The 1,431-nt window shown below is 64.3% G+C and carries 1 protein-coding gene and 1 pseudogene; one reads left to right on the top strand and one right to left on the bottom strand.

Annotated features, from left to right (window positions below):
* A pseudogene (locus tag EOA27_RS36425) lies at positions 1-716 on the bottom strand (hypothetical protein); the annotation flags it as partial.
* 95 nt (positions 717-811) lie between these two features.
* On the opposite strand from EOA27_RS36425, the gene EOA27_RS36430 reads away from it, so the two are divergent.
* Entirely contained in the window at positions 812-1,279 is a 468-nt protein-coding gene (locus tag EOA27_RS36430) for a peroxiredoxin (RefSeq protein ID WP_126082460.1), read from the top strand.
* Positions 1,280-1,431 lie beyond the last annotated feature (152 nt).

The following is a 1,431-nucleotide window of genomic DNA, read 5'->3' on the forward strand; positions in this document are numbered from 1 at the left end:
GTACCGGTCTGCGCGACGGTTGCCGAGGTGACGGTCACGCGCTTGACGAGCCCTGTGTCCGGCAATTCGAACTCGACGTTGTGCAAGTCGATCTGGCGTATCGAGTCCTCGCGCACGGCATCCAGCGCGTCGTTGACGCTTGCGAACGCCGCCGCCGACACTTTCTCCGGGTCGACAAGCCCGTTTTCGTTGCGCAGCGCCGCCGTCCAGTCACCGCCGCCGGAAGGCATGGCCGCCACGACGATGTGGGCGTTGGAGAATCTGGCGCTGGTCAGCCGGACATCGCCGGAAAGCAGCGGCAGCAGGCGCATGCCGAAACGCACCCGCCCGATATCGGCCATCGGCTTGCCGTCAGCCGTCTTGAGGCTGACATCGTTCACCTGCAGGGCAATGAAGCTCGATCCGTCCAGCGTCAGCCGCGCCGCGCCGACGGTGACATTGACATCGACCCCTGCCAGCTTCTCGATGGCGGTCTCCGCCTCGGCCCGGAGCCGTTCCGTGCCGATGCCCGAGGCCCCCAGGACATAGACGCCCGCCGCCGCCAGAAGCACGAGTGCGCAAAGCCCGGCAAACACGCGGCCGAGGACGCGGAAGCGCCGCCGCACCACCGCGCGGCCAAGCGGCGGCACGCTGCAAGCGGACGGGAGCTTCGCCAGGTCGGTGATCTCGTCACGCCTGAACCTGATCTTCTCGTGCTGCGGGTCTTCCTGATCCAAGTAATCTTCCGTTGTGACGAACTCGTCATGGACGAATCCCCGCCTCACGTTATATCGATGCGTTCCCACGCGTAACCGCAAACAAGGGCATCGATATGGCTGATCTCGAGGTCGGCGACGCAGCGCCTCAATTCGATCTTCCGCGTGACGGCGGCGGCTCCCTCAGTCTCGCCGCGCTCCGGGGCAAACCCATTGTACTCTACTTCTACCCGCAGGACGACACCACAAGCTGCACCAGCGAGGCGATCGGCTTCTCGCAGTTGAAGCCGGAGTTCGAGAAGGCCGGCGCCGAAGTGATCGGGCTGTCCCCCGATAGCGTGAAGAAACACGACAAATTCAAGGCGAAGCACGATCTCACCGTCGATCTCGTCGCCGACGAGGAGCGCAAGGTGATCGAGGCCTATCATTTGTGGGTCGAGAAGACGATGTACGGGCGCAACTATATGGGTGTCGAACGCGCCACCTTCCTGATCGGCAAGGATGGGCGCATTGCCCGCGTCTGGCGCAAGGTTCGCGTCAAGGGCCATGCCGAAGAAGTGCTCGAGGCCGTGCGCGCGCTCTGAGCGTCGCCAACCCCCACCAAAGCAATCGACAATTATGGTCGTTACTCGTCAGGTGCCTCGGCCTTCGGCTGCCGCCACGTCCTCCAGGATTTCGAACGATGGCTCGCTTGATCGGCCAGCGCGGCGAGATGGCCACGCAAACCGCGCGCACC

This window comes from Mesorhizobium sp. M2A.F.Ca.ET.037.01.1.1 (assembly GCF_003998075.1).
Lineage (GTDB): Bacteria > Pseudomonadota > Alphaproteobacteria > Rhizobiales > Rhizobiaceae > Mesorhizobium.

What these genes read in the sequence shown, in the direction of transcription:
- EOA27_RS36430 (WP_126082460.1), top strand. Translation starts at nt 812, where the DNA reads ATGGCTGATCTCGAGGTCGGCGACGCAGCGCCTCAATTCGATCTTCCG.